The organism is Ralstonia sp. AU12-08 (assembly GCF_000442475.1).
Classification (GTDB): domain Bacteria; phylum Pseudomonadota; class Gammaproteobacteria; order Burkholderiales; family Burkholderiaceae; genus Ralstonia; species Ralstonia insidiosa.
In genome coordinates this window covers 132,925-140,658 of sequence record NZ_ASZV01000013.1, presented here as the reverse complement: position 1 = coordinate 140,658, position 7,734 = coordinate 132,925, and the positions used below count along the sequence as shown (strand labels likewise).

General features: G+C 65.0%; 5 protein-coding genes. All 5 read right to left on the bottom strand.

Annotated features, from left to right (window positions below; all coding sequences use genetic code 11):
- Positions 1-33: 33 nt before the first annotated feature.
- Positions 34-1,578 carry a methyl-accepting chemotaxis protein gene (locus C404_RS39115; RefSeq protein ID WP_021194214.1) on the bottom strand — a complete coding sequence of 515 codons (1,545 nt, stop codon included), beginning with the start codon at positions 1,576-1,578 and terminating at the stop codon, positions 34-36.
- A gap of 243 nt (positions 1,579-1,821) precedes the next feature.
- The gene (gene hydA / locus C404_RS39110; RefSeq protein WP_021194213.1) at positions 1,822-3,300 is read right to left on the bottom strand and encodes a dihydropyrimidinase; all 1,479 of its coding nucleotides are present in this window, start codon (positions 3,298-3,300) and stop codon (positions 1,822-1,824) included.
- A gap of 46 nt (positions 3,301-3,346) precedes the next feature.
- Complete coding sequence (locus C404_RS39105) at positions 3,347-4,846, bottom strand: NCS1 family nucleobase:cation symporter-1 (protein ID WP_021194212.1); 1,500 nt, start codon at positions 4,844-4,846, stop codon at positions 3,347-3,349.
- 86 nt (positions 4,847-4,932) lie between these two features.
- Entirely contained in the window at positions 4,933-6,249 is a 1,317-nt protein-coding gene (preA, locus tag C404_RS39100) for an NAD-dependent dihydropyrimidine dehydrogenase subunit PreA (protein ID WP_021194211.1), read from the bottom strand.
- Positions 6,250-6,286: 37 nt separating this feature from the next.
- Entirely contained in the window at positions 6,287-7,630 is a 1,344-nt protein-coding gene (locus tag C404_RS39095) for an NAD(P)-dependent oxidoreductase (protein ID WP_021194210.1), read from the bottom strand.
- Positions 7,631-7,734 lie beyond the last annotated feature (104 nt).

Here is a 7,734-nt window from a genome sequence, read left to right as displayed (position 1 = left end):
CTTCTGGGTTGCTTCTGGGCGCTCGCCCGACGCTTAGGCCGGTACGGCAGCCCCGTCCAGCTTGAAGATCGCCACGGCGCGGCGCAGCGCATCAGCCTGATCCGCCATGGCTTGCGCGGCGGCGGATGCCTCCTCCACCAGCGCGGCGTTCTGCTGCGTCACCTCCTCAATCTGGCCCACGGCGATGTTCACCTGCTCGATGCCGGTGCTCTGCTCCGCCGAGGCTGAGGAGATTTCCGTCACGATCTGCGTCACGCGGTGCACGGAGGTGACAATGTCGTCGATGATGCCGCCGGCTTCCTGCACCAGCCTCGCTCCCGCCTCCACGCGCTCGGTCGATTGACCGATCAGTCCCTTGATCTCCTTGGCCGCCGACGCGCTGCGTTGCGCCAGCGTACGCACCTCGCCCGCCACCACGGCAAAGCCGCGGCCCTGCTCGCCGGCGCGCGCGGCTTCCACTGCTGCATTCAGCGCCAGGATGTTGGTCTGGAACGCAATGCTGTCGATCACGCCGATGATCTCGCCGACCTTGCTGGAGCTCTCGGAGATGCCCTGCATGGTCTGCACCACATCGCTCATCACCTGACCGCCACGCGCAGCCGTATCCGACGCGTGCCCGGCCAGCTTGGAGGCCTGCACCGCGCTCTCCGAATTGCGACGCACGGTGGAAGTCAGCTCACCCATGTTGGCAGCGGTCTCCTCCAGCGAGGCCGCCTGCTCTTCCGTACGCGATGACAGGTTCAGGTTGCCCGAAGCAATCTGCGAGCTGGCGGAAGCCACGCCCTCAGCGTTGTGGCGCACTTCGCTTACCACCTTGGCGAGGCTGCGCTGCATATCCTTGAGCGCGGTGAGCAACTGGCCGATTTCGTCCGTGCCGTGCGCCTCAAACTGCTGGGCCAGATCGCCATGCGAGACGGCGCTCGCAACATCCACCGCACGCGACAGCGGCCGCGTGATCGAGCGGCTGAACAGAAACGCGCCGCCCAACCCCAAGCCGAATGCCGCCAGCATCAGCACCACGCTGACCACCAGTGCAGTGTGCGCAGCCTCGGCAGTCTTGGCTGACACGGCTTTACTCTCTGCGGCAATCTCCCTGGCGGCCTCATCGAGCAAACGTGCCGGCTCGCGGTCCACGCCGGCCACAACCTTGTCGCCCACCGTCGGATCAAACGACGCTGCCACGAACATGTCGTGGCCCTTGCGATAGCCCTTGCCCATCTCTGCGTGCGCCGCTGCAAATTGGGTGATCAGGTCGCGGCTCTTGCCGGCCGGCAGCGACGCCTGCAGCGCCTTCGCCTGGTCGGCCACGGTCTGTTCACGCTGAAGGAAAGCGCCCCAGTATTTGTCCAGCTTGTTCGGGTCTTCACCGCGCAGCAGGGTGTCCTTCCACTCCTGCACCTGCGTCTTGAAGGTGACGAGCATGTTCGTCACCGCACGTTCGTCGGCCACGCGTGCCTGCACGGTGGTGTTGTATTCGACGATGGAGTGATTGAGGGACGCAATGCCGTAGATGGCCCCGGCAAACATCAACAGCAATGCGGCGGCAAAGGCCAGGGGGAGTTTGAGAGCAAGTTTCATCGTGTTCCGGGTAAGACGACTGCGCAGGCAACATCGCGTGCATCCTGTTCTTGTCAGGCGCGCAATGCGGGCGGCATCTGAGCCACCGCGTCCGTCTTATCGGCCACTTGACGCGCTACTTAATGCTGTTTTTAGCAACATGCACATCGCAAACGCTCAACCGCTGTGAATGTGATTTGCCTGCCGCAAAAAAAAAAGACCGCCCAAGCAGTGAGCGGTCTTTGCCTGGGCATATGCAGCGCGCTACTTTGCGGTCGCCAACGCCTCCGTAGCGCGATCCACCGCATGCGGCGTGCGGCGCGCATTGGCAAGACGGATGGCGTCGTAATACGCCGCTGCCGGCGGACGCTTGAGATATTGCCCCGCGCCGCGCACTGCACGCAGGTCGCCATTGGCCCAGGCCAGCGCGCCACGTGTGAGCGTATGGGTGGCCACGCCGCGCACCGCCATCCCTTCGAAGATGTTGAAGTCCACCTTCTGGTGATGCGTCTTCACGGAAATCGTCTTGGTGGCCGCCGGGTCCCACACCACCAGATCGGCATCCGCGCCGGGCTGCACAGCGCCCTTGCGCGGATACAGGTTGAAGATCTGCGCAGCGTTGGTCGAGGTAATGCGCACAAACTCGTTGGGCGTGATGCGGCCCGCGTTGACGCCGTGATGCCACAGGATGGACAGGCGGTCCTCAATGCCGCCGCAGCCGTTCGGGATCTTGGTGAAGTCCTCTCGGCCCATCGCTTTTTGCGAAGCGCAGAACGTGCAATGGTCCGTGCCAGTGGTGTGCAGTTGGCCGGCCTGCAGCCCACGCCACAGCGCCTCACGATGCTCGGCCGAGCGAAACGGCGGGCTCATGACATGGGCGGCGGCACGCGTCCAATCCGGGTCGCGGTACACCGCTTCGTCGATCACCAGATGGCCCGGCAGTACCTCGCCGAACACACGCAGGCCCTCGTTGCGCGCGCGGGCAATCACGTCCACCGCATCCTTGGCCGATACATGCACGATGTACACCGGCACGCCCAGCACCTGGGCGATGCGGATGGCGCGGTTGGCCGCCTCGCCCTCCACCTCGGGCGGGCGCGACAGCGGATGCGCCTCCGGCCCCGTGATGCCGCGCGCGAGCAACTGGCGCTGGAGCTGGAAGACCAGTTCGCCGTTTTCCGCATGCACGGTGGGCAACGCGCCCAGTTCGAGCGAGCGCGAGAAGCTGTTCACCAGGATCTCGTCGTCGGCCATGATCGCGTTCTTGTAGGCCATGAAGTGCTTGAAGCTGGAGACGCCGTGCTCGTGCACGAGCGTTCCCATATCGCGATGCACGGACTCGTCCCACCATGTCACGGCAACGTGGAAGCCGTAGTCGGCGGCGGCCTTCTCGGCCCAGCCGCGCCATTCGCGAAAGGCGTCGATCAGCGGCTGGCGCGGGCTGGGGATCACGAAGTCGATGATGCTGGTGGTGCCGCCTGCCAGACCCGCCGCCGTGCCGGTAAAGAAATCGTCGCTGGCCGTGGTGCCCATGAAGGGCAGCTCCATGTGCGTGTGCGGGTCAATGCCGCCGGGCATGACGTATTGCCCGTGCGCATCTATGACCGTGGCGCCGGCCGGCGCGTCGATCTGCGCCGCCACCTGCAGGATGGTGCCGCCACTCTCTCGGCTGGCGCAGAGCACGTCGGCACGCCAGGTGCGGTCTGCATCGATGACCGTGCCGCCACGGATCAGGGTCGTCATGTCGCTGTCTCCTTGTGGGTTGTGTGGGTGTGCAGTTGGATAAAGTTCAGGCACTCGCCACGCTGGCGCTCGGGCTGCCGCGCAGCTTCATCCACGCGCTGTAGACCAGCGCCGCCAGCACGAGGCCAACGAACCACGCGTACGTGTAAAGCGTGTTGAAGAATGCCGGCACATTCGGGAACGCGCTCGGAAAGGCGGTATGCAGAAAACCCGGCAGGTTAGGCAACACGCCCACCGCCAGCGCCACCACCGCACCAAGGTTCCAGCCGCCGGTGTAGGTGTACTCGCCGTGCTCGTCGAACAGCTCACGCGCGTTCAGGCGCGTGCCGCGGATGAGGAAGTAGTCGACCATCATGATGCCGGCCACCGGCCCCAGCAGCGCGGAATAGCCCACCAGCCACGTGAAGATGTAGCCCTCCGACGTGGCCAGAATCTTCCACGGCATCATCACGATGGCGATGGTGGCAGTAATCAACCCGCCGGTCTTGTACGAGATGCCCTTGGGCCACAGGCTTGAAAAGTCGTATGCGGGCCCGACCAGGTTCGCCGCCAGGTTGCAGCACATGGTGTCCAGCGTGAGGATGATGAGCGCGATCCCCACGCCGATGCCGGTCATGCGGCTGGTCAGGTCGATCGGGTCCCAGATGGCCTTGCCGTAGATGACCACGGTGGCCGACGTGACCACCACCGAGATGACCGACAGCAGCGCCATCGGAATCGGCAAGCCGATCGATTGCCCGACGATCTGGTCACGCTGCGATTTGGCAAAGCGCGTGAAGTCCGGAATGTTCAGCGCCAGCGTCGCCCAGAAGCCCACCATGGCCGTGAGACTCGGCCAGAACGTTGCCCAGAACTGGCCGGCCTTCTTGCCGCCAGCCACGAACTGCGACGGTGTGGAGAGCATCGAGCCCGCACCACCGGCCTTGGACGTGGCCCACCACACCAGCACGATGCACATCACGATCTTGATGGGGGCGGACCAGCTTTCCAGCCAGCGGATCGAATCGGTACCGTGCAGGATGAAGTAGAGCTGCAGCGCCCAGAACAACAGAAAGCACGCAAGCTGCCCGCCTGAGATGTCGAGAAACGGCAGCGGCGCGCCGTGCAATGCATTGCCCGTCAGGATGTTGGCCAACGTATAGATGGCGCTGCCGCCCAGCCACGTCTGGATGCCATACCAGCCGCACGCAACGATGGCGCGCAGCAGTGCCGGCAGCTTCGCCCCCTGCGTACCGAACGATGTGCGCACCAGCACCGCATATGGAATCCCATGCTTAGCGCCCGCGTGGCCGATCAGCAGCATCGGCACCAGCACGATGGCGTTGCCCAGCAGCACCGTCACCACCGCCTGCCACGGCGACATACCCTGCTCCGTCAGCCCCGCGGCCAGCATGTATGACGCGATGTTCATCACCATGCCAACCCACAGCGCCGCAAAGTGGTACCACTTCCACGTGCGCTGGGCCACGCCGGTGGGCGCCAGATCGTCGTTGTAAAGACTGCTGCCGGCCGCGAGTGGATCGGCTGAGTGCGCTGCCTGCTTCATTGAAAGACCTCCACGGGTTGATGGCGCGCTCTGCGGCGCGCGTCAGGCTCATTTGTAGGAATCAAAACCGGTCAGCACAAGCAGGATCACGCTGCCTTGGCCGCAGGCGCAGGCTCTGTGGCACCGGCGTCGGGCGCGCTTGCCACCACGCGCGCCGGGTTGTTCGGATGCGTGGTCCAGTTGGCGTAGTCGCCCGCGTCCACACGCTCCATCGTGATGCACTGCTCGACCGGGCAGACATGCATGCATAAATTGCACCCGACGCATTCGGCGTCGATCACCTCGAAGTGGCGCTTGCCGTCTTTCTCGCGCGTGATGGCCTGGTGCGACGTGTCTTCGCAGGCGATATGGCACAGGCCGCATTGGATGCAGCGATCCTGGTCGATGCGCGCCTTGATGTCGTACTTCAGGTTCAGGTACTTCCAGTCCGTCACATTGGGCACGGCGCGGCCACGGATGTCGTCCAGCGTGGCGTAGCCCTTCTCGTCCATCCAGTTGGCCAAGCCGTCGGCCATGTCCTGCACGATGCGAAAACCGTAATGCATGGCCGCCGTGCACACCTGCACGCTGCCCGCGCCGAGCACGATGAACTCCGCCGCATCGCGCCAGTTGGAAATACCGCCGATACCCGAGATCGGCAGATTGGGCGTCTGCGTATCGCGGGCGATCTCGGCCACCATGTTCAGCGCGATCGGCTTGACGGCGGGGCCGCAGTAGCCGCCGTGGGTGCCTTTGCCGTCCACGGTGGGCATCGGCGCCATCTGGTCCAGGTCGACCGCCACGATGGAGTTGATCGTGTTGATGAGCGACACGCCATCTGCCCCGCCCTTATAGGCCGCACGCGAGCCCAAACGGATGTCGGTGATGTTGGGCGTGAGCTTCACCAGGCACGGCAGCTTGGTGGTCTCTTTCACCCAGCGGGTCACCATCTCCACATACTCCGGCACTTGGCCGACCGCCGCGCCCATGCCCCGCTCGCTCATGCCGTGCGGGCAGCCGAAATTGAGCTCGACCGCATCGGCACCGGTGTCTTCCACCATCGGCAGGATCCACTTCCAGTCGCTCTCATTGCACGGCACCATCAGCGAGACAATCAGCGCACGGTCCGGCCAGTCGCGCTTGACTTGCGCAATCTCGCGCAGGTTCACATCCAGCGGACGATCGGTGATCAGCTCGATGTTGTTCAGCCCCGCGATGCGCTGGCCGTTCCATTGCACCGCGCCATAGCGCGAGCTGACATTGACCACATGCGGGTCGAGCCCGAGCGTCTTCCACACCACCCCGCCCCAGCCCGCCTCAAACGCGCGGTTGACGTTGTAGGCCTTGTCGGTGGGCGGCGCGGAAGCCAGCCAGAAGGGGTTCGGCGATTTGATGCCGGCAATCGTGCAGCGCAAGTCAGCCATGTTCGACTCCGTGGAAAGTGGTGTTCGGGGATGCGGCTCAGGCCGCCTTGGCGGTGAGGCTTGCCAGATAAGCGTCGATGGAGGCGGCGGCAACCTTGCCGTCCTGCACGGCCTGCACCGTCAGGTCGACGCCGCCCGTGGCCGCACAATCGCCACCGGCCCACACGTCAGGCAACGTGGTGCGCCCGCCTGCGTCCACGGCGATGCGGCTGCCGTCAACGGTCAGCAGTTCGCCATCCACGCCGATCGGCACCAGCGTCTGGCCGATGGCCTTGAGCACCATGTCGGCATCGACCGTAAAGCGTTCGCTTGCTTCACCCGCGCGCTCGAACTCCACGCCGATCACCTGCCCACCCTGACCGATCAACCGCACCGGCTTGGCATGCGTAATGAGGGTGACGCCGTTCTTCTGCGCAAATTCGCGCTCAGCCCAGGTGGCGCTCATCGATTCGACACCGCGCCGGTAGACCATCGTCACCGTGGTCGCACCAAGCTTGCGGCTTTGCACGGCCGCATCCACTGCGGTGTTGCCACCGCCGATCACCACCACGCGCCGGCCGACCGGCACGGTTTCCAGCGACGCGGCTTGGCGCACCTGCTCAATGAAGTCGACGGCGTTCATCACGCCCGACAGGTCCTCGCCTTCCAGCGCCAATGCACGCACGCCACCCAGGCCAATCGCCAGGAACACGGCATCGTGCTGCTTGCGCAACGCATCGAGCGACATGTCGCCGCCCAATACCACGCCGGTCTTCAGTTCAATGCCGCCGACCGACAGCAACCACGCCACCTCACGCTGCGCAAAATCGTCGACGGTCTTGTAGGCGGCAATGCCGTACTCGTTCAAGCCACCCGGCTTGGCATGCGCGTCGAACAGCGTGACGCGGTGCCCGGCCAACGCCAGCCGATGCGCGCACGCCAGCCCCGCCGGCCCAGCGCCCACCACGGCGACATGGCGGCCGGTTTCTGGCGCCCGCTTGAAAAGCGGCACACCCTTGGCCATCGCCCAATCCGTGGCATGACGCTGCAACGCGCCTATCGCCACGGGCTGCGCATCCTGATCGTTGCGCACGCATGCGCCTTCACACAGGATCTCGGTGGGGCACACCCGCGCGCACATCCCGCCGAGCGGGTTGGCGGAGAGGATGTCCACCGCTGCGCCCTTCAGGTTGCCGTTGCTGATCTTGCGGATGAAGCTGGGGATGTCGATCTGCGTCGGACACGCTTGCACGCAGGGGGCGTCGTAGCAGTAGTGACAGCGGCTGGCCGCAGCCGCCGCAGCGGTGGGATCGAGCAACGGTGCAATGTCGGCAAACTCGCACGACAACTGCTCCGGCGACAGACGGTGCGCGGCAATATCGCCCGTTTCCTTGATAGCCATGGTGGCTCCTTCTTCCGTGTGAGGACACAGCCGTGCCCGCCGGCCTCACACAGGCGAGGTCGGGACGGCTTTCGTTTTGGGGTGAAGCGACGGCGACTACGGTT